The organism is Streptomyces sp. A012304 (assembly GCF_026008495.1).
GTDB lineage: Bacteria > Actinomycetota > Actinomycetes > Streptomycetales > Streptomycetaceae > Streptomyces.
Genome location: NZ_BQUN01000128.1, coordinates 51,031 through 68,186, shown reverse-complemented (window position 1 = coordinate 68,186; position 17,156 = coordinate 51,031). Strand labels below are relative to the sequence as shown.

The 17,156-nt window shown below is 71.5% G+C and carries 20 protein-coding genes; 9 read left to right on the top strand and 11 right to left on the bottom strand.

What is annotated here, in order from left to right:
- Positions 1–182: 182 nt before the first annotated feature.
- Together ALMP_RS32835 and ALMP_RS32830 are read right to left on the bottom strand one after the other, a co-directional pair.
- Positions 183–827 (bottom strand): DUF6230 family protein, encoded by a 645-nt coding sequence (locus ALMP_RS32835; protein WP_264935087.1) that lies wholly within the window; start codon positions 825–827, stop codon positions 183–185.
- A gap of 650 nt (positions 828–1,477) precedes the next feature.
- On the bottom strand, positions 1,478–2,452 hold the full coding sequence (locus ALMP_RS32830) for a tetratricopeptide repeat protein (protein WP_264935085.1): 975 nt from the start codon (positions 2,450–2,452) through the stop codon (positions 1,478–1,480).
- Positions 2,453–2,664: 212 nt separating this feature from the next.
- On the opposite strand from ALMP_RS32830, the gene ALMP_RS32825 reads away from it, so the two are divergent.
- Positions 2,665–3,273, top strand: coding sequence for a TetR/AcrR family transcriptional regulator (locus ALMP_RS32825; RefSeq protein ID WP_264935084.1), 609 nt, complete (start codon positions 2,665–2,667; stop codon positions 3,271–3,273).
- 66 nt (positions 3,274–3,339) lie between these two features.
- Here the strand turns inward: ALMP_RS32825 and ALMP_RS32820 are convergent, their stop codons facing one another.
- The 4 genes from ALMP_RS32820 to ALMP_RS32805 all read right to left on the bottom strand — a co-directional run bounded on the left by ALMP_RS32820 (position 3,340) and on the right by ALMP_RS32805 (position 7,210).
- Positions 3,340–5,040, bottom strand: coding sequence for a methylmalonyl-CoA mutase (locus tag ALMP_RS32820; RefSeq protein WP_264935083.1), 1,701 nt, complete (start codon positions 5,038–5,040; stop codon positions 3,340–3,342).
- A gap of 74 nt (positions 5,041–5,114) precedes the next feature.
- A complete protein-coding gene (locus tag ALMP_RS32815) occupies positions 5,115–5,453 on the bottom strand; it encodes a DUF3817 domain-containing protein (protein ID WP_264935082.1) in 339 nt (112 codons plus the stop codon).
- A gap of 103 nt (positions 5,454–5,556) precedes the next feature.
- A complete protein-coding gene (locus ALMP_RS32810) occupies positions 5,557–6,066 on the bottom strand; it encodes a MarR family winged helix-turn-helix transcriptional regulator (RefSeq protein WP_264935080.1) in 510 nt (169 codons plus the stop codon).
- 121 nt (positions 6,067–6,187) lie between these two features.
- Positions 6,188–7,210 carry a matrixin family metalloprotease gene (locus ALMP_RS32805; protein ID WP_264935078.1) on the bottom strand — a complete coding sequence of 341 codons (1,023 nt, stop codon included), beginning with the start codon at positions 7,208–7,210 and terminating at the stop codon, positions 6,188–6,190.
- A gap of 182 nt (positions 7,211–7,392) precedes the next feature.
- On the opposite strand from ALMP_RS32805, the gene ALMP_RS32800 reads away from it, so the two are divergent.
- Genes ALMP_RS32800 through ALMP_RS32790 form a run of 3 tightly spaced genes read left to right on the top strand, consistent with a single transcriptional unit; the run spans position 7,393 to position 9,472 of the window.
- On the top strand, positions 7,393–8,145 hold the full coding sequence (locus ALMP_RS32800) for a hypothetical protein (protein ID WP_264935076.1): 753 nt from the start codon (positions 7,393–7,395) through the stop codon (positions 8,143–8,145).
- Positions 8,142–8,822: a DUF4166 domain-containing protein gene (locus ALMP_RS32795; protein ID WP_264935074.1), complete on the top strand. Its 681-nt coding sequence runs from the start codon at positions 8,142–8,144 to the stop codon at positions 8,820–8,822. The genes ALMP_RS32800 and ALMP_RS32795 overlap by 4 nt, the downstream gene beginning before the upstream one ends.
- Complete coding sequence (locus ALMP_RS32790; protein ID WP_264935073.1) at positions 8,819–9,472, top strand: TetR/AcrR family transcriptional regulator; 654 nt, start codon at positions 8,819–8,821, stop codon at positions 9,470–9,472. Before ALMP_RS32795 ends, ALMP_RS32790 begins: the two co-directional genes overlap by 4 nt.
- A 195-nt stretch (positions 9,473–9,667) precedes the next feature.
- Here the strand turns inward: ALMP_RS32790 and ALMP_RS32785 are convergent, their stop codons facing one another.
- Together ALMP_RS32785 and ALMP_RS32780 are read right to left on the bottom strand one after the other, a co-directional pair.
- A complete protein-coding gene (locus ALMP_RS32785) occupies positions 9,668–9,973 on the bottom strand; it encodes an MTH1187 family thiamine-binding protein (RefSeq protein WP_264935071.1) in 306 nt (101 codons plus the stop codon).
- Positions 9,970–10,317 (bottom strand): DUF3817 domain-containing protein, encoded by a 348-nt coding sequence (locus ALMP_RS32780; RefSeq protein WP_264935070.1) that lies wholly within the window; start codon positions 10,315–10,317, stop codon positions 9,970–9,972. Before ALMP_RS32780 ends, ALMP_RS32785 begins: the two co-directional genes overlap by 4 nt.
- A gap of 227 nt (positions 10,318–10,544) precedes the next feature.
- Between ALMP_RS32780 and ALMP_RS32775 the strand changes: the two genes are divergently transcribed.
- The 4 genes from ALMP_RS32775 to ALMP_RS32760 all read left to right on the top strand — a co-directional run bounded on the left by ALMP_RS32775 (position 10,545) and on the right by ALMP_RS32760 (position 13,189).
- Complete coding sequence (locus ALMP_RS32775) at positions 10,545–11,177, top strand: AIM24 family protein (protein ID WP_264935115.1); 633 nt, start codon at positions 10,545–10,547, stop codon at positions 11,175–11,177.
- 1 nt (position 11,178) lies between these two features.
- The gene (locus ALMP_RS32770; protein WP_264935068.1) at positions 11,179–11,829 is read left to right on the top strand and encodes an AIM24 family protein; all 651 of its coding nucleotides are present in this window, start codon (positions 11,179–11,181) and stop codon (positions 11,827–11,829) included.
- 38 nt (positions 11,830–11,867) lie between these two features.
- Positions 11,868–12,620 (top strand): AIM24 family protein, encoded by a 753-nt coding sequence (locus ALMP_RS32765; protein WP_375803560.1) that lies wholly within the window; start codon positions 11,868–11,870, stop codon positions 12,618–12,620.
- Between the two features lie 92 nt (positions 12,621–12,712).
- The gene (locus tag ALMP_RS32760) at positions 12,713–13,189 is read left to right on the top strand and encodes a MarR family winged helix-turn-helix transcriptional regulator (protein ID WP_264935065.1); all 477 of its coding nucleotides are present in this window, start codon (positions 12,713–12,715) and stop codon (positions 13,187–13,189) included.
- 3 nt (positions 13,190–13,192) lie between these two features.
- Here ALMP_RS32760 and ALMP_RS32755 read toward each other — a convergent pair whose 3' ends face one another.
- Together ALMP_RS32755 and ALMP_RS32750 are read right to left on the bottom strand one after the other, a co-directional pair.
- The gene (locus ALMP_RS32755; RefSeq protein WP_264935064.1) at positions 13,193–14,662 is read right to left on the bottom strand and encodes a cell wall metabolism sensor histidine kinase WalK; all 1,470 of its coding nucleotides are present in this window, start codon (positions 14,660–14,662) and stop codon (positions 13,193–13,195) included.
- Positions 14,659–15,327: a response regulator transcription factor gene (locus tag ALMP_RS32750; protein WP_264935062.1), complete on the bottom strand. Its 669-nt coding sequence runs from the start codon at positions 15,325–15,327 to the stop codon at positions 14,659–14,661. The genes ALMP_RS32755 and ALMP_RS32750 overlap by 4 nt, the downstream gene beginning before the upstream one ends.
- Before the next feature lie 174 nt (positions 15,328–15,501).
- Between ALMP_RS32750 and ALMP_RS32745 the strand changes: the two genes are divergently transcribed.
- Positions 15,502–16,110 carry a PepSY domain-containing protein gene (locus tag ALMP_RS32745; RefSeq protein WP_264935059.1) on the top strand — a complete coding sequence of 203 codons (609 nt, stop codon included), beginning with the start codon at positions 15,502–15,504 and terminating at the stop codon, positions 16,108–16,110.
- A gap of 66 nt (positions 16,111–16,176) precedes the next feature.
- On the opposite strand, the gene meaB is transcribed toward ALMP_RS32745, so the two are convergent.
- The gene (gene meaB, locus ALMP_RS32740) at positions 16,177–17,133 is read right to left on the bottom strand and encodes a methylmalonyl Co-A mutase-associated GTPase MeaB (RefSeq protein WP_264935057.1); all 957 of its coding nucleotides are present in this window, start codon (positions 17,131–17,133) and stop codon (positions 16,177–16,179) included.
- Positions 17,134–17,156: the final 23 nt, after the last annotated feature.

The following is a 17,156-nucleotide window of genomic DNA, read 5'->3' as shown; positions in this document are numbered from 1 at the left end:
CGGTGGAAGTACGTACCGGCTCGGCCGTATGCGTGGAGAAGCCGGAAAGTCTGAGAGGGCGAAGGTGCCCGGCTCAAGGGCCGGGCGGGCCCGCGGGGCGGAGAAGCCGCCGGCTCCCCCGCCCCTGGCGGATTCCCCTGGGGCGGCTCAGCCACCCCGGGACACCCCGGTGACGGAAGCCGTCAGTAGCACTCCATCTTGGCGTCCGTGCCGAGGCGCATCGACAGGCCGCTCAGCTTGAACGTGCCCGCCGTGGTCGCCCACGCCGTCTGCTTGACGCCGTAGAGGTCGGCGGTCTCCGCCTGCTGGGCGAAGCCGCCCGGCAGGGTGGTGGCCTCGTCCCTGTTGGCCGGGCCACGCGTCTTGTCCTTGACCGCGACGCCGATGTCGATGTTCTTGAACTCCGCGTCGGCGTCGAGCTGGGCGACGTCGATGTAGAGGTTCTCGGCAACGACCGGCTTCTGGGCGTTGTTGCCGGCCTCGAGACGGAGGTAGATCGTCTTCCCTATGAGGGGAATCTCCGTCTTGACCGACTGGCACATCTTGGTGATCGTCGCGTCGTCGAACGACGAGATCGCGACCGGAACCTGCGTCTTGGTCTTGCCGTCGGTCGACGTGTAGACGCTGTCGATGCCGCCGTACTGGGCGAAGCCCTCACCGTGCAGGTGACCGGCCGTCACCTTGAACTGCTGGCCGGAGACGCTGAACGACGCCGCGAGGGCACCCTGCGCCAGGCCTATACCCACACATGCTGCGGCGGCGACGCTGGGCACCATCACCACAGCGAACCGCTTCCATCTGGTCCCGCCACGCACTTGGGACTCCATATTTCCTCCTTCTCGGACGTACATCTCCTGATCCCGGTTCACCGCCGGAATACGGCGGGTCGGCCGGGCAGGGATGGGAGAAGTGCTACGTCCTCGGGAAGGAGAGCGCCCGCACTCGGAGGCGCGAACCGCGCCCGAATCACCGGCGATCACCCCCGAGCGACAACCACTGGTCGCGCCTGACACGCATCACGCACAACCTTGCTGGACAGGCTTCGCCGTGGCGAAGACCCCCCTGCCCAAGAGCCGGCGTCACTGCCGTCCGGCCCTGCTCGGTGGGGACCCAGGAAAACCCGTTGACCCAACCGGCTGTCGGGGTACGGGAATGGACCGAGCGTGGCCGATCGTGGTGCATTCTCGCCGCCCGCACAAGGGGGTTCGTTACTCGCTAGTAACGGCCGGATAACCGAACAACGACCCACAGGTCTCGGCCGACGACGCTCGGTGTCAGCCATGCCCAGGACAAAAACGGGGATCGCTGGACACAATCCGACAGATCAACGTCGTCGACTTACTACGAGTAACAGCGGCCGCGATTACCAAGATTTGGTAAAGCGCGGCCGCATCGGCACGGTGTCGGCAGAACTTTCACCCGGGCGTCACAGGCCCCGGCGTTTAGCGACTGGTCAGAACCGGCCCCCCGACCCGGATCAGAAAAGGGCCCGCGCCAGCGCCCGCCGCGCCGCGGTCACCCGCGGGTCCTCGGGCCCGACCACCTCGAACAGCTCCAGCAGCCGCAGCCGTACGGCGTCCCGCTCCTCACCGGCCGTGCGCTGCACGGTCTCGATGAGCCGCCCGAACGCGTCCTCCACATGACCGCCCACCAGATCGAGGTCGGCGGCGGCGATCTGGGCCTGCGCGTCCTTCGGCTTCTCGGCGGCGTCCTTGCGCACCTGCTGCGGGTCCATGCCCTGCACCCGCTGGAGCAACTCGGCCTGCGCGAGCCCGAGTCGGGCCTCGGTGTTGCCCGGGTCGTCCGCGAGCACGTTCTGGTACGCGCGCACCGCGCCGCCGAAGTCACCGGCGTCCAGCGCCTGTACGGCGGCTTCGAGCAGGGCGTCGTACGGGCCGGCCTGCACGGCCTGGGCCTGGGCGGGGCCGCCGGGCTCGGCGTCGGGGTCGACGGTCAGGCCGGTCAGCCCGAAGCGCTGCTCGGCGACCTGCACCAGCTGGTCGAGGGTCTGCCGGATCTGCGCCTCACCGGCCGCGCCCTGGAAGAGCGGCAGCGCCTGCCCGGCCACGACGGCGAACACGGCCGGGATCCCCTGGACCCCGAACTGCTGCATCAGCATCTGGTTGGCGTCGACGTCGATCTTGGCCAGCAGGAAGCGCCCGTCGTACTCGACGGCGAGCCGCTCCAGCACCGGGCTCAGCTGCTTGCAGGGCTGACACCACTCGGCCCAGAAGTCGATGACGACGGGCACCTCGGCGGACCGCTGGAGGACGTCCCGCTCGAACCCTGCCTCATCGACGTCGATCACGAGGTCGGCCGGCGACACGGCCCCCGTCCCGCCCTGCCGGGCGGCTTCGGCCCGCGCCTGCTCCGCCTTCGCCTTGGCCTCCTGGGCCGCCTTCACCGCGGCGAGGTCGACGACTCCGCTCATGGACATGTTCCGTGGCTGCATGCGTCTATCCTCCCCCGTTCCCGCGTGTGCGTGAAAAGCGATCCGAAATGTGCGCCGGGTCCCCACCCCGCGCCGGGGGATCGCTCGCCTGCGGACGTCCGCCACAAGCTTTCGCTACGCGTCGTAGCGTAATGCTCCGAGGGCTGTCCGCGGGCCGACTCCCCGGTGATCTCCCTCACTGCGACCCTGCTTTCCCCGGATATGGTCGAAGAATGCAGAGCCGCACCCCTGCCGCCCGCGCGGGCCGTCCGCGCAGCGCCGCCGCGGACGCCGCGATCCTGGCCGCGACGCGGGAGGCTCTGGTCGAGCAGGGCTGGTCCAAGCTCACCCTGGGAGACGTGGCGACGCGCGCCGGGGTTGCGAAAACCACCCTCTACCGCCGCTGGGCCGGCAAGAACGAACTCGTCGTCGACGCGGTGGCCGAACTCTTCGGCGAACTCGAACTCCCCGACCGCGGCAGCCTCGCCGCCGACATAGAGGGCGTGGTCCTCCAGTTCGCGGCGATCCTCGCCCGCCCGGAGGCCAGGAGCGGCCTGATGGCGGTGATCGCCGAGGCCACCCGCGACGACGCCCTGCGCGACCGCATCCGCGCCTCCATCGTCGAACCCCAGAAGGGTCTGGTGCTGGAGGGCCGCGCCCGCGCCCAGTCGCGCGGCGAACTCCCCCCGGAGACCGACCCCTCGGAATCCACCCGTACGGTTGACCTCATCTTCGACATGGTCGCGGGCGCGGTGGTGCACAGGACCCTGGTGAGCGCGGAACCGGCGGACGAGGAGTGGGTACGGGGCTTCACCCGGATCCTGCTCTCCGGCCTGGGCTAAGTCCTGGGCCGACGGGCGCCGGCCTGCGCACCGGCGCCCAGGCCGGCGCGCAGCGGCCCCGACGGCTCAGAACCCGGCCGGCTCCGTGTACACGCCCCACTCCTCCCGCAGCGCGTCGCAGATCTCCCCCAGCGTCGCCTCCGCGCGCACCGCGACCAGCATCGGCTCGATCATGTTGGCACCGGACCGGGACGCCTCCACCATGCCCGCGAGGGCACCCCGCACCGCGTCCTCGTCCCGCGCCGCCCGCCGCTCGGAGAGCACCCGCACCTGCTCGCGCTCCACCTCGTGACTGACCCGCAGGATCTCCAGGTCCCCGGTCACCGACCCGGTGTGCGCGTTGACGCCGACGACCTTCTTCTCGCCCTTCTCCAATGCCTGCTGGTACCGGAAGGCCGACTCCGCGATCTCACCGGTGAACCACCCGTCCTCGATCCCCCGCAGGATCCCGGACGTGACCGGTCCGATCGGGTGCCGCCCGTCGGGGTGCGCCCGCAGCCCCCGCTCCTTGATCTGCTCGAAGATCTTCTCGGCGTCGGCCTCGATCCGGTCCGTCAGCTGCTCGACGTACCAGGAACCGCCCAGCGGATCCGCGACGTTGGCGACGCCGGTCTCCTCCATCAGGACCTGCTGCGTGCGCAGCGCGATCTCCGCCGCCTGCTCGCTCGGCAGCGCCAGCGTCTCGTCGAGGGCGTTGGTGTGCAGGGAGTTGGTCCCGCCGAGCACGGCCGCGAGCGCCTCCACCGCCGTACGCACCACGTTGTTGTACGGCTGCTGGGCCGTCAGCGAGACACCCGCGGTCTGCGTGTGGAACCGCAGCCACTGCGCCTTCTCGGTCCTCGCCCCGTAGACGTCCCGCATCCAGCGCGCCCAGATGCGCCGCGCCGCACGGAACTTGGCGATCTCCTCGAAGAAGTCGACGTGCGCGTCGAAGAAGAAGGAGAGCCCGGGCGCGAACACGTCGACGTCCAGCCCGCGGCTGAGCCCCAGCTCGACGTACCCGAAGCCGTCCGCCAGCGTGTACGCCAGCTCCTGCGCGGCCGTCGCGCCCGCCTCGCGGATGTGGTAGCCGGAGACGGACAGCGGCTTGTAGGCGGGGATGCCGCTCGCGCAGTACTCCATCAGGTCACCGATGAGCCGCAGGTGCGGCTCGGGCGGGAAGAGCCACTCCTTCTGCGCGATGTACTCCTTGAAGATGTCGGTCTGGAGCGTGCCGTTGAGGACGGCGGGGTCGACGCCCTGGCGCTCGGCGGCGACGAGGTACATGCAGAAGACGGGCACGGCCGGCCCGCTGATCGTCATCGAGGTGGTGACGTCCCCGAGCGGGATGTCCTTGAACAGCACCTCCATGTCGGCCGCCGAGTCGATGGCGACCCCGCAGTGCCCGACCTCACCGAGCGAGCGGCGGTCGTCGGAGTCGCGGCCCATGAGGGTCGGCATGTCGAAGGCGACGGACAGGCCCCCGCCGCCGTTGGCGAGGATCATCTTGTACCGCTCGTTGGTCTGCTCGGCGTTGCCGAACCCGGCGAACTGCCGGATGGTCCACGTGCGGCCGCGGTAGCCGGTCGGATACAGCCCGCGGGTGAAGGGGTACTCCCCGGGCCAGCCGATCCGTTCGAACCCGTCGTACGTGTCGCCGGGCCGGGGCCCGTACACCGGCTCCACCGGGTCTCCGGAGAGCGTGGTGAAGTCCGCCTCGCGCTTGCGCGCGGCGTCGTACCGGGCCTGCCAGCGTCGGCGGCCCTCCTCGATGGCGTCAGCGTCCATGCTTCAAATTTACTAGGACGTCCAACTAAATGTCGATGGCAGACCGCCGCACGCGTGCCGTACGGCGGTCGGACTCAGGCCTTGGCGACCGCGGGGGAACCCTCGGCGATACTGGCCTCGAGCTCGCGGCTGACCTTGCGCTCGACGAAGAAGGCGGCGGTCGGGATGGTTCCGGCCAGCAGCACCCACAGCTGGCGGGCGACCGGCCACTTCGCCTTGGAGCCCAGGTCGAAGGCGAAGACCAGGTAGACCACGTACAGCCAGCCGTGCGCGATGCCCACAACGCTGGTGAAGCTCTCCGCGCCGTCCATCTTGAGCAGGTACTTGGCGATCACGCCCAGGGTCAGCAGGACCAGCAGCACACCGGTGACGTAGGCCATGACGCGGTAGCGGGTCAGCACGCTCTTCTTCATGCCGTCGAGCGTAACCACCCGTTCCGGTAGATCTTGCGCCGGGTCGGCCCTCTTCGAAGCCGGTCGGCTGTCCCCGAAGCCGGTCGGCTCTCTTCGAAGCCCGTCAGCTCTCCTCGAAGTCGTGCGCGGCGATCCGCAGCGGTCGCAGCATCGCGAAGATCTCCGCGCACTCCTCGGCGTCGTACACCCCGAGGCCGAAGTCCATCGCCATCAGGTCGCGGGTGGCGGCCTCGACGACCTCACGGCCCTTGTCGGTGATGGAGGCGAGGGTGCCCCGGCCGTCGTTGGGGTTGGGGCGCTTGTCGACCAGTCCGGAGCGCACGAGGCGGTCGATGGTGTTCGTCACGGACGTGGGGTGGACCATGAGCCGCTCGCCGATCTTCGACATCGGCAGCTCGCCGGCCTTGGCGAAGTTCAGCAGCACCAGCGCCTCGTAGCGCGCGAACGTCAGCCCGTACGGCTTGACCACCGCGTCCACCTCGGCGAGCAGGATCTGGTGGGCGCGCATGATCGAGGTGATCGCGGCCATGGAGGGCACGTTGCCCCAGCGCTGCTTCCAGAGTTCGTCGGCGCGGGCGATGGGGTCGAAGGGAAGGCTGAGCGGCTTCGGCACGGCACCAGACCCTACCCGCCGGTCATATCCCGGTCAGCCCCGTCTCGTCTTTCGGTCCATGGGCCGACCGGAGGCCATGCACCCGGCACCGGGCCCGGCCCGTGGCGCCGGGCGCCGGGGCTCAGTAGATCGCCCGCAGGCCCAGCACGTCCCCCTTGCCCAGCGTCCGCGCGGTCGTGGTGCACACGAACGAGTTCGTGTACATGGTCTGGGCTTCGTGTCCGGAGCCGACGTGCGCCAGGCCGAAGACATGGCCCGCCTCGTGCGTGGCGACGCTGCGGATGTCGTAGGCGTTGGTGCAGGCGCCGGTGGGGTTGTTGGTGAAGGTGTACGCGCCCGTGTTGAAGCGGACGTCGGCCTCCTTCAGCCAGTCCGGGCCGCCGGCGACCGGGCGGCTCCAGGTGCAGGTCGTGGCGACGACCGCGCTGGTGAGGGGCCCGGCGTCCCAGACGCTGAACCCGTCCCGCGCCTGGCAGCGGGCCTCTCGGTCGATGTCGGCCTCGTGGTGGGTCATGGAGTGGTAGGCGGCCCGCGCGCCGACCCCGTCGCCGTACCCGCAGTCGTTGCGGTTGGTGATGATGGTGTTGATGGCGTCCCCGAAGGCGCGTCCGGCCTCTGCCCGGGAGATGCCGCCGGGCAGGGCGTCGTCGCCGATCCACCAGTCGTAGGTGCCGTACTCCTTGTGGTCGGCCACGGCGTAGGAGCTGTCGGCGCAGGCGGCCCGGGCGCCGGCGACCGGGCCGGCGGCGGGGGCCTGCGCGTGCGCGTGGCCGGGCTCGGTGGTGCCGGTGTCGTGCGGCAGGTCGTAGGAGACCGTGCCGTCCTCGGCGACCGCCAGGGTGAAGCCGTGCCGCGAGCCGTCGACCGTGAGCGCGTCGACGCTGACCTTCGTGCCGGGCTCGGGGACGGTCACTCCGGCGCCGCCGTGGGTGACGAGACGTCCGACGGCGGCGCACTCGAGCACCGAGGCACCGGCGGGCAGGTCGGCCACGGTGAGCGTCCCCGGCGCGAGCCCGCATCCGTGTCTCTCCACGCCCCCCGCGCGCGTGGGCGCGTCGGCGCCGCCCGCCGCCGACAACGTCGCCGCGAGGGCGATCGCCGTGATCGCCCTGCCCATGGATACCGGCCCGCGCCGCCCTGCCACTTCGCCTCCGTCCGTCTGCCCGCCCGCCGGGCGGCTTGATCGGTCCCGATGAGGCTAGCCCTCCGGCCCTCGGCGAAAACCCCACCCCCGTCACCCGTTTGAGCGATCGCTCAAACGGGTGTACTGTCCCGCCCAGAGAGTTTGAGCGATCGCTCAATACCGCCTCGACCTGGGGGAATGAGATGGGGCTCTACATAGAGGCGCGCATCCGCGCCGATCTGGACGACCTGTGGACCCGTACACAGGAGCCCAAACAGCACCAGCGTTGGGACCTGCGTTTCACCGAGATTGCCTATCTCCCGCGCACGGAGGGCGAGCCGCAGCGGTTCCGGTACGCCACGCGCGTGCTGCCGTTCCTCACGGTCGCCGGAACCGGTGTCTCGGCGGGGGAACGGCAGCGGCCCGACGGCACGCGCACCTCCGCCCTGCGCTTCGCCTCCCCGCATCCGCTGTCGCTGCTCGCCGAGGGCAGCGGCTACTGGCGATACGTGCCGGACGGCGACGGCGTCCGCTTCCTCACCGGCTACGACTACCGACCCCGCTGGGGCGTCTTCGGCGCGGTCGCCGACCGGCTGGTCTTCCGGCCGCTGATGGGCTGGGCGACGGCCTGGTCCTTCGACCGGCTGCGGCTGTGGCTGGAGCGGGGCATCACCCCGGAGCGCGCGCTGCGGAACTGGCTCGCCGAGCTGGCCGTCCGCGTCCTCGTCGTCGCCCTCGCCTGCACCGGTCTCGGCCGGGAGTCCCTGCTGCTCCTGCTCGGCCCGTTCGCGGCGTCCACGGCGTACCTCTGCCCGCTGCTGCTGAGTGTCCTGGTGTGCCTGGCTCTGTTCAAGGCACCCCTGTCCGGCACGCCGGCGGCCCGGCGCTGTCTGCGCACCCCACCGGCACGCACGCGTGCCCCGCGTCTGCTGCACACCCTGGAGGACCCGCGATGACGTCGATCTTCCGTACGGCGATGGGGGCCGACTTCGACCGTCTGCACCCACGGCTGCGGCAGCGCTTCTCAGTGGGGCTGGAGAGCGGTCTGGCCTGCGTGGGGCGGGGCGTGATGGACCGCATCTGGCACGGACCGGCGTTCGTGAAGCCGTTCCTGGCGCTGGGCGGCACCCGCAACATCCTCGTCCCGCGCGCGGGACGCCAGGTGCCCTTCGTGATCGAGAACGTGCCGTACACGGACACCTTCGGCCGTGAGACGGTGAGTTTCGTGCGTACCTTCGATCTGCCCGGCCGGGCCCGCCGGTTCGACGCCCAGATGGTGCTCGGCCCACGCGGCGACCGCATACTCGACTACCTGGGCACCCACCAGCACCTCGCGACCGACCTGCACTTCCGTGCCGAGCCGGACGGCTCGCTGCTGATCCGTTCCGGGGAGCACCGCTTCCGGGAAGGCCCGGTGGACGCGCGCGTGCCCGAGCTGATCGGGGCCACGGCCGAGGTGCGGGAGTCGTACGACGACGCCGCGGGCCGCTTCCGGATCAGGGTCCGGGTGGTCAACCGGTACTTCGGCCCGCTGTTCGGCTACGAGGGCTCCTTCACCGCCGCGTACACGGACGTCCGCGCCTGCGGTGTGCGGCCGGGGCTGCGACCGGTGCGCGAGGAGGCGCGCGCGTGAGTCCGGAGACGGCCAAGTCGCTGGAGACGAAGACCAAGCTGATGGAGGGGGCGCTGCGCACCCTCATCGAGCAGGGCATCGCCAGGACGTCGGCCCGTTCGGTCGCGGCCACCGCGGGGGTGAACCAGGCGCTGGTCTTCTACCACTTCGGCTCGGTCGACGAACTGCTCGCGGCGGCGTGCCGGTACGGCGCGGAACGGACGGTGGCCCGCTATCGGGAGCGTTTCGCGGACGTCACCTCGCTGTCGGAACTCCTCGCGATGGGCCGGGAGATCCATGAGCAGGAGCTGGCCGGGGGCTATGTCACGCTCCTCGGCCAGCTCCTGGCGGGCGCGCAGACCCACGCCACCCTCGGCCCGGCCACGGCGGCGGGGCTGGAGCTGTGGATCGTGGAGATCGAGAAGGTGCTCCGCCGGGTGCTCGCGGACACGCCGTTCGGCGAGTTCACCGACCCGGCGGGGCTGGCCCGGGCGGTGGCGGCCTCGTTCGTGGGGATCGAGCTGTACGAGGGGGTCGACGGGGCGGGGGCAGCGGCGGCGCTGGACGCGCTGGAGCAGCTGGGTCTGCTGGTGAGCGCGCTGGAGGAGCTGGGGCCGGTGGCGCAGCGGGCGGTGCGGCAGTACCTGCGGCGGGCGTCCGGGCGGCGGTGAGGCACCCCGCCGGGCTTGGGCCCGCCGAGGTGCCTCACCGCGGCCGGGCCCAAGCCCGCCGGGCCGAGGCCCTGCCGACCGGGTCGGTCCCGGCCGGCTCCGTGCGGAACGGGACACTCCCGGCCGGGTCGCTCGCGGGCGCGGATGACCCCCGCGCGCGGGTCACCTCCCGCGCGGGCCGCTCCCGGGCGCGGCTCACTCCCCCGACGGCTGTGCCAGATACCTCTCGACGGTCTCCACCTTGGACGTCAGTCCGTCCGTCACTCCGGGCCGGATGTCCGCCTTGAGGACCAGGGACACGCGCGGCGCCCGGGCCTCGACGGCGGCGACGGCACGGCGGACGACGTCCATCACCTCGTCCCACTCGCCCTCGATGGACGTGAACATGGCGTCGGTGCGGTGGGGCAGTCCGGAGTCGCGGACCACCCGGACGGCGTCGGCGACGTACTCCCCGACCTCTTCGCCCACGCCGAGCGGGGTGACGGAGAAGGCGACGATCACGAGGCCTTCACCACGCCCTCGCGGCGGGCGCGGGAGGCGATGACCGCGTCCTCGGCCTCCCGGCGCAGCTTGCGGTCGGCGAAGAAGCCGCCGGCCGGCAGGACGGAGAGGACGAAGTAGAGGGCCGCGGTCTTCAGGGGCCACTTCGCGCGGTTCCAGGCGTCCGCCCAGAAGATCACATACAGGATGAACAGCACTCCGTGGACCATGCCCATCACGGGCACCGCGTTGAAGTCCGTGGTCCGCTTCAGCACCGAGCAGACGAGGAGCAGCAGGAAGGAGATGGCCTCGGGGGCGGAGACCAGGCGGAGGCGGCGGAGGGCGGAGGCTGTCTTGAGGTCCACGGGTCACCTTCGGGTGGGATCGGTCGAGGACCGGTCGGGGTTCCGGTCTTTGTGAACGCACGCACAAGCGTTTGTCCATTGTGACAAACGCCGGGCGGGGCCAGGGCAGGGGGTCCGGCTGCGGCCACAAGAGTGGGCCGACACCCCCTAGGGGCGCGATCAGGGGTGATCTCCACCCACGGGCTCTGTCCGTACGGCCTGCCGGAGGCTACCTTCGCAGCGTGGCGATGTTCCGACTGCAAGGCAGCAAGGTGCTCGCCGTCGACATGACCGGGGACGCCGTGAAGGCGAAGAACGGCTCGATGGTCGCGTACGACGGGCAGATGGCCTTCAAGAAGCTCAGTGGTGGTGGCGAGGGGCTGCGGGGGATGGTGACCCGGCGGCTCACCGGCGAGCAGATGACCGTGATGGAGGTGAAGGGCCAGGGCACGTGCTGGTTCGCCGACCGGGCCTCCGAGATCAGCCTCGTGCGGCTCCAGGGGGACAAGCTGTTCGTGGAGTCGAGCAATCTGCTGGCGGCGGACGCCGGCTTGCGGACGGGGACGAGTTTCACCGGGCTGCGCGGCGCCTCGCAGGGCAACGGTCTGTTCACCACGACCGTCGAGGGGACCGGTCAGGCGGCGATCACCTCGGACGGGCCGGCGGTGGTGCTCCGGGTCAGCCCGCAGTACCCGCTGACGGTCGACCCGGGCGCGTACATCGCGCACCAGGGCAACGTACGCCAGTCCTTCCAGTCCGGTGTGACGTTCCGCACGCTGCTCGGGGAGGGCGGCGGCGAGGCCTTCCAGATCCGCTTCGAGGGGGACGGCCTGGTGTACGTCCAGCCGAGTGAACGGAACACGATCGCGGGGGAGGTGTGACATGGCCTTCCGCGAGATCAACTCCCGGATCGTCGAGGCGACGGTGCTGCCCGGGCAGCGGCTGTTCAGTCAGCGCGGCGCGATGCTCGCCTACCGGGGCGAGGTGTCCTTCACCCCGAACATGCAGGGCGGCCAGGGCGGCGTCATGTCGATGATCGGCCGTCGGCTGGCCGACGAGGACACCCCGCTGATGACGGTCGAGGGCAGCGGCACGGTCCTCTTCGGGCACGGCGGCCACCATGTGCAGGTCATCCACCTCACCGGCGACACGCTGTACGTCGAGGCCGACCGCCTCCTGGCCTTCGAGGGCACCCTCCAGCAGGGGACGATGTTCATGGGCTCCCAGGGCGGTGTGATGGGCATGGTCCGCGGCCAGATCAGCGGCCAGGGCCTGTTCACCACGACCCTGAAGGGCCACGGCGCGGTGGCCGTGATGGCGCACGGCGGCGTCTTCGAGATCCCCGTCACCCCGCAGCGCCCGGTCCACGTCGACCCCCAGGCCTACGTCGCCCACCACGGTGACGTCCGCAACAAGCTGTCGACCGCTCTCGGCTGGCGGGACATGGTGGGCCGCGGCTCGGGCGAGGCCTTCCAGCTGGAGCTGAGCGGCAACGGCACGGTGTACGTCCAGGCGTCGGAGGAGAAGCTGTGACCACCTACCCGGGCGCGGGGCCCACGGTCTTCGACCCCATGACGCTCCCCGTCGACGACAACGTGAACGCGTACACCTTCTGCGTGGAGCTCAAGGGGAGCCAGTGGTTCCTGCAGAAGGGGAAGATGATCGCCTACTACGGCTCGATCGAGTTCAACGGCGTCGGGCACGGCCGGCTGGACCGTCTGGTGCGCACATCGTTCCATTCGCCTCTGCACGCGAGCGACTGGGTCGTGGCCGAGGGCCAGGGCAAGATGCTCCTCGCCGACCGGGCCTTCGATGTGAACTCGTACGACCTGGAGGACGGCAATCTGACCATTCGCTCCGGCAATCTGCTCGCTTTTCAGCCAAGTCTGTCGCTGAAGCAGTCGATCGTTCCGGGTTTTCTGACGCTGATCGGAACCGGGAAGTTCGTCGCGGCCTCCAACGGTCCGGTGGTGTTCATGGAGCCCCCGATCCGGGTGGACCCGCAGGCGCTCGTCGGCTGGGCCGACTGCCCGTCCCCGTGCCACCACTACGATCATGGGTACATGACGGGCCTGATGGGCGGTCTACGTGCGCTGACGGGCCTGGGCGGGGCCTCCGGGGAGGAGCACCAGTTCGAGTTCGTCGGCGCCGGTACGGTCCTGCTCCAGTCGTCCGAGACCCTCATGGCCGAGCACGCCACGGGGGCGGTCCCGCACGAGCCGGGGGTTCCCGGAGGCGGGCATCCGGGTGCTCACGGCGGGGCGGGCGGCACACCGCGCCTTCCCGGACAGCTCGGAGACCTCCAGCGGCGCTTCGGGCTGTGAGCGGTAGTCTGCGGAGTGTGACGTCGAACGCGTGCGCACCGTCACAGCACTCTCACTAGTTCACCTTTCAACATTTTAGGTAGACTTCATTCATGGAGACCGAAACGGCCACGCGCTGGCTGACCGATGCGGAGCAGTGCGCCTGGCGCACCCACCTGGAGGTCAACAGGCTGTTGACGTACCAGCTCGAAAAGGACCTGCAGCCGTTCGGCCTGACGATGAACGACTACGAGATCCTGGTGAATCTCTCCGAGTCGGACGGCGTCCGGATGCGGATGAGCGACCTGGCCTCCGCCACCCTCCAGTCCAAGAGCCGCCTCTCGCACCAGATCACCCGCATGGAGAACGCGGACCTGGTGCGCCGGGAGAACTGCGAGTCGGACCGCCGCGGCCTGTACGCGGTGCTGACCGAGCACGGCATGGAGACGATGAAGAAGGTGGCGCCCCATCATGTGGCGTCCGTGCGGCGGCACTTCATCGACCTGCTCTCCCCCGAGGCCCTGGCGGAACTCGACCAGGCCCTGAAGCCCGTCGCGGACCACCTCCGCGGGCAGCGGGGACGCCCGTAGCGCTCACCGTGCGACCGGCAGGCGGAGCTCGAACAGGGCTCCGCCCGCCGCCGTCCCGCGCGCCGGGCGGACCGTGAGCGTCCCACCGTGCCGCACGGCCACATCGCGGGCGATCGCCAGGCCGAGGCCCGCCCCGCCCTCGTCGCGACTGCGCGCGTCGTCGAGCCGGACGAACCGTTCGAAGATCCGCTCCCGGTCCGCCTCCGGCACCCCGTCCCCGTCGTCCGTGACCTCGACGACGGCCCACTCCCCCTCCCGCCGCACGGCCACGCCGACCGCCGAACGGGCGTGCCGCTCCGCGTTGTCCAGCAGGTTGGCGAGCACCCGCCGCAATTGCCCCCGCGATCCGGCCACTTCCACCGCCCCGGCGCCCACGGTGACCCCCGCCCTGTGCGCGCTCTCCTCCCGCGCCAGCGCCGCCAGCTCCACCCGCGCGTCCGCCGGCACCTCCCCCGCGTCCAGCCGCGCCAGCAACAGCAGGTCGGCGGCGAGATTCTGCAGCCGTACGGTGTCCTCGACCGCCCCCGCCACGTCCAGCAGCCCGGGATGCGCGGCCCCCACCTCCAGCTGGGTGCGCAGCGAGGCGATGGGGCTGCGCAGCTCGTGCGAGGCGTCGGCGACGAACCGGCGCTGCCGCTCCACGGCCGTCTCCAGCGCGGCCAGCGTCTCGTTCGTCGTCCGGGCGAGCCGGGCGATCTCGTCGTGGGTGTCGGGCTCCGGCACCCGGCGCGCCAGGTCCGCGGAGGCGGTGATCGCGGCCATCTCGCCGCGGATCCCCTCCACCGGGCGCAGCGCCCGCCGCGTGACCAGCCAGGTCGTGCCGGCGACGACGGCGAGCAGCAGCGGGAAGCCGATCAGCATGACGGTGAGGGCGCTGCGGACGGCCCCGCGCTCGGCGGCCAGGGGCGCGCCGGCGTACACGGTGAGGGTGCCGCGGTCCCGCGTCTCGACCGACACGGCGGCGAAGCGGTAGTCGGCGGTGTCGCCGTCGACGGTGGCGGAGCCGTCGCTGTAGGAGGTGTCCTCGCCGATCTCGCCGGGCTTGAGCGCGGCGCCGGAGTCCTCGTCGGTGTCGTCGGTGTCCGCGGCGGCGTCGTCGCCGTCCTCCTCGCCGTCCGTCACGGGTGACCCCGTCGGCGCCGTGGCCGGTGCCGTCGTCGGCCGGACCGCGTCCGTCCCGGTGCCGCTGATCCGCTGGAGGTCCTCGCTTGCGGCGACCAGCGTGCCGTCCTCGGTGACGACCTGGACGGGATGGTCGTCGTCGTCCAGGGACAGCCGGGCGTAGGGCTGCCCGGCGGCCAGCTGGACGGCGACCTCCCGGGCGGTGCGCTCCGCCTCCGCGTCGGCCTGGCCGCTCAGATTGGAGCGCAGCGACAGCAGGACGGCCGCCCCGGCGGCGACCAGGGCGACGGCGACGACGAGGGTGGCGCCGAGCGTGGCCCGGGCCCGGACGGAACCGAACAGCCGTCTCACCGCGCCGCCTCCAGCCGGTACCCGGCGCCGCGGACCGTCCGGATGAGCCCCGCGCCCAGCTTGCGGCGCAGCACGCTGACGTACACCTCGACGATGTTGGGGTCGCCGTCGTAGGCGAAGTCCCAGACGTGGTCGAGGATCTCGGCCTTGGAGACGACCTCGCCGGCCCGCACCACCAGCTGTTCCAGGACGGCGAACTCCTTGGCGGTGAGCGTCACCTCGTCGCCGTCCAGCAGCACCCGGCGGGCGGCGGTGTCGACGCTCAGTGCGCCGTGGACGTGCACGGGCGAGGCCCCGGCGCCCGCCCCGCGCCGCCGCAGCAGGGCCTTCACCCGGGCGACGAGGACGACGTACGAGAACGGCTTGGTGAGATAGTCGTCGGCGCCCGTGTCCAGGCCCTCCGCCTCGTCGTACTCGCCGTCCTTGGCGGTGAGCATGAGGATCGGGACGTCGTTCCCGGCGGCGCGCAGTGCGGCGCAGACCCGGTAGCCGTTCATGCCGGGCAGCATGATGTCGAGGACGACCAGGTCGTACGGCGCCTCGCTCGCGCGGTGCAGGCCCTCCAGGCCGTCGTGGACGACGTCCACGGCGTAGCCCTCGGCGGTCAGGCCCTTGGCCAGGGACAGGGCGAGTCGTTTCTCGTCCTCGACGATGAGCAGGCGCATGCGTTCAGGGTCGCAAACCGAAGCTGAAGCGATCTTCAGGTGGCTTCAGGTTCCCCTCAGCGTCGGTGGGTGAGGGTGGGTCATGTCGACAGCGAAACGACATGAAAGACACCAACGTCACGAACGTGACGGACGTCTTGAACAACGCACAGTGACCCACTCGGGAGGAACCTCATGAAGCGCAAGCTCGCCATCGCCGCCGTCGCCGCGTCCGTCGTGATCGGCGCGGGTGCCGCGGTGGCCTTCGCCGACGACGACGCCCGAGGCGGCTCGCCCGAGGCGCGGCCCGCGGCCGCGGCGGCGGGTACGGGCGGCGAGGCGCGGTCCGGGCAGCCGACCGCCGCCGAGGTCATCGCGGCCGCGCTGAAGCACACGCCGGGCACCGCCGTCGCCGCGGACCGGGACGACGACGGCGCGCGCGCCTGGCAGGTGGACATCGTCAAGGCCGACGGCACCGAGTACACCGTCGACGTCTCCGCGACCACCGGCGAGGCCCTCGGCGCGCACCGCGACGCCGACGACGCCGACGACGCCGACGACACCAACGAGGCCGACGACGACAACGGCACCGACGCCGATGGCCGTGCGGACCTCGCCGCGCTGAAGGGCACGAGCGTCGACGCCCGTGAGGCCGCGCTGGCCGCCGCCGCCAAGGGCACGGTCACCGATGTGGACCTGGACGACGACGCCCGCGCCACCGCCTGGAGCGTGGAGACGGCCAAGGGCGGCGAGTGGAAGGTCGACGCGCGGACGGGCAAGGTCACTCAGGACCATGACGACTGACGGACGGTCACCCGGCCGGGGGTACGGGATCACCCGTACCCCCGCGGCCGTGCTCCGACCGTCGGCTCAGCCCTCGGTGAGCCCCGCCACCAGCTCGTCCGCCGCCCGGTACGGATCGAGCTCCCCGGCGACGATCCGCTCGGCCAGCGCGCTCAGACGGCGGTCGCCGTGGAGGTCCCCGATGCGCTCGCGCAGGGCCGTGACCGCGATGGTCTCGACCTCGCGGGCGGCGCGGGCGCGGCGGCGCTCGGCGAGGACGTCGTGCTCCTCCATCCACGCCCGGTGCTTCTCCAGGGCCTCGACGACCTCGTCGACGCCCTCGCCGCGCGCGGCGACCGTCTTGACGATCGGCGGGCGCCAGTCGCCGGGGCCGCGGGCCTCGCCGAGGCCGAGCATGTGGTTGAGTTCGCGTGCCGTGGCGTCGGCGCCGTCGCGGTCGGCCTTGTTGACGACGTACACGTCGCCGATCTCCAGGATCCCGGCCTTGGCGGCCTGGATGCCGTCGCCCATGCCCGGGGCCAGCAGGACCACGCTGGTGTCGGCCTGGGAGGCGATCTCGACCTCCGACTGGCCGACGCCGACCGTCTCGACGAGGATCACCTCGCAGCCCGCCGCGTCGAGGACCCGGATGGCCTGCGGGGCCGCCCAGGCCAGGCCGCCGAGGTGGCCGCGCGTGGCCATGGAGCGGATGTAGACGCCGGGGTCGGAGGCGTGCTCGGACATCCGGACGCGGTCGCCGAGCAGCGCGCCGCCGGAGAACGGCGACGACGGGTCGACGGCGAGGACGCCGACCCGCTTGCCCTGCTTGCGGTAGGCGGTCACCAGCGCCGAGGTGGACGTGGACTTCCCCACGCCCGGGGAACCCGTCAGACCGACCACATACGCGTTTCCGGTGAGCGGAGCCAGGGCCGCCATGACCTCCCTGAGCTGCGGGGACGCCCCCTCCACCAGGGAGATCAGCCGGGCCACGGCCCGTGGCCGGCCTTCCCTGGCCTGGGCGACCAGCGAGGAGACGTCCTGCATCACAGCTCCGTTCGAGAGGGGTT

Excerpts from the sequence above, each read along its gene's own strand:
- ALMP_RS32835 (WP_264935087.1), bottom strand. The coding sequence starts at position 827 with ATGGAGTCCCAAGTGCGTGGCGGGACCAGATGGAAGCGGTTCGCTGTG.
- ALMP_RS32830 (WP_264935085.1), bottom strand. The coding sequence starts at position 2,452 with ATGCAGCCACGGAACATGTCCATGAGCGGAGTCGTCGACCTCGCCGCG.
- ALMP_RS32825 (WP_264935084.1), top strand. The coding sequence starts at position 2,665 with ATGCAGAGCCGCACCCCTGCCGCCCGCGCGGGCCGTCCGCGCAGCGCC.
- ALMP_RS32820 (WP_264935083.1), bottom strand. The coding sequence starts at position 5,040 with ATGGACGCTGACGCCATCGAGGAGGGCCGCCGACGCTGGCAGGCCCGG.
- ALMP_RS32815 (WP_264935082.1), bottom strand. The coding sequence starts at position 5,453 with ATGAAGAAGAGCGTGCTGACCCGCTACCGCGTCATGGCCTACGTCACC.
- ALMP_RS32800 (WP_264935076.1), top strand. The coding sequence starts at position 7,393 with ATGGGGCTCTACATAGAGGCGCGCATCCGCGCCGATCTGGACGACCTG.
- ALMP_RS32795 (WP_264935074.1), top strand. The coding sequence starts at position 8,142 with ATGACGTCGATCTTCCGTACGGCGATGGGGGCCGACTTCGACCGTCTG.
- ALMP_RS32775 (WP_264935115.1), top strand. The coding sequence starts at position 10,545 with ATGTTCCGACTGCAAGGCAGCAAGGTGCTCGCCGTCGACATGACCGGG.
- ALMP_RS32770 (WP_264935068.1), top strand. The coding sequence starts at position 11,179 with ATGGCCTTCCGCGAGATCAACTCCCGGATCGTCGAGGCGACGGTGCTG.
- ALMP_RS32765 (WP_375803560.1), top strand. The coding sequence starts at position 11,868 with ATGACGCTCCCCGTCGACGACAACGTGAACGCGTACACCTTCTGCGTG.
- ALMP_RS32760 (WP_264935065.1), top strand. The coding sequence starts at position 12,713 with ATGGAGACCGAAACGGCCACGCGCTGGCTGACCGATGCGGAGCAGTGC.
- ALMP_RS32750 (WP_264935062.1), bottom strand. The coding sequence starts at position 15,327 with ATGCGCCTGCTCATCGTCGAGGACGAGAAACGACTCGCCCTGTCCCTG.
- ALMP_RS32745 (WP_264935059.1), top strand. The coding sequence starts at position 15,502 with ATGAAGCGCAAGCTCGCCATCGCCGCCGTCGCCGCGTCCGTCGTGATC.
- meaB (WP_264935057.1), bottom strand. The coding sequence starts at position 17,133 with ATGCAGGACGTCTCCTCGCTGGTCGCCCAGGCCAGGGAAGGCCGGCCA.